The organism is Aminicella lysinilytica (assembly GCF_004362975.1).
Taxonomy (GTDB): Bacteria; Bacillota; Clostridia; order Peptostreptococcales; family Anaerovoracaceae; genus Aminicella; species Aminicella lysinilytica.
In genome coordinates, this window is record NZ_SNXO01000082.1 from 1 (window position 1) to 1,456 (window position 1,456).

The window sequence follows — 1,456 nt, forward strand, 5'->3', positions numbered from 1 at the left end:
CCCGTCTGATCTATGGGAGGATCCTGCACCCTTCCTCAAAACTGGAGACATCCAAGTGGGCAGCGACACTGCTGGAGCAGCCTGATTTCTCTACGCACCATGTCTACCGGGCACTTGACATCATACAGCAGAGATCCGATGAACTTCAAAAGGCTCTCTACCAAAACAGTATCTCCTTCGGTGGAAAGCGGAACACAGGAGTTTTGTACTATGACTGTACAAATTTCTTCTATGAAATCGAGGAGCAGGATGTGGACGGACTCAGGAAGTACGGGAAATCCAAGCAGCATCAACCGCTTCCAATCGTTGAAATGGGGCTTTTCACTGATTATGACGGCATACCTTTGGCAATGGCGATACACCCTGGCAACACCAATGAACAAATCACGCTAAAGCCGATCGAGAAAAAAGTCATTACAGATTTCGGACTGTCGAAGTTCATCGTGTGTACAGACGCCGGATTATGCTCTAAAGCAAACAAGCGGTTCAACACTATTCAGGATCGGTCATACATTGTTACTCAACCAATCAAGAAACTGAAGGCTGAACTCAAGGACTGGGCACTTGCTCCTGAGGGATGGCTGCGAGCAGGCGAACGGAAGACAAGAAAACGATACAACCTAGAAGATCTTAATGCGAATGAATGCTATGATGCCATATTCTACAAGGAATGTCCTGTAGATCAGAACTCCTTTGAAGAACGGCTCATTGTCACCTTCTCGTTCAAATATCAGGCTTATCAGAGAGCCATCCGTGAAGGCCAGATCGAACGCGCAACAAAAGCCATAGAACAGGGCGGCGACAAACTGAAACGTCGAAACCTTAACGATTACCGGAGATTCATCATCAGTACTTCCTCCACCGCAGACGGAGAGGTAGCAGACAAACACACATATACACTTAGCGAAGAAAAAATCAGTGAAGAAGCAAAGTATGACGGATTCTATGCCACTACCAGCGACCTTGATGACAATGACCCCATGGATATCATAAAAGTGAACCGCATGAGATGGCAGATTGAGGAGTGCTTCCGCATTATGAAAACTGAATTCCAGGCACGGCCAGCCTATGTGCAGAAGGATAACCACATCGAGGCACATTTCCTTACCTGCTTTACAGCTCTGTACCTGTACAGATATCTTGAGAAAATGACGAAAAGCAGATATACCTGCGAGCAGATCATTGACACTCTCCGTGACATGCGTTTGCATGAGATCATCGGCAAAGGCTACAGTTGCGACTACACAAGGACCGATATCACTGATGAACTGCATGATGCTTTTAGATTCCGAACGGATTATGAGTTTATGGATAGAGGTGACTTGAAAAATATTCTGCATGCTTCGAAAAAAGTAATACGACACGCAAAATCCAAATAATATACTAAGGCCCCTAACACTTTGAAATCACAAGGTTTAGGGGCCTTTTACGCTTTTTTTACTGTCAAAGACAGGAT

1 protein-coding gene is annotated in these 1,456 nt (G+C 45.3%); it reads left to right on the forward strand.

All coding sequences use genetic code 11. From position 1 onward, the window contains the following. Nucleotides 1–1,379: IS1634 family transposase (locus EV211_RS10555; RefSeq protein ID WP_133529396.1), on the forward strand; the 1,379-nt coding region annotated here is incomplete at its 5' end. Between the last annotated feature and the right edge of the window lie 77 nt (nucleotides 1,380–1,456).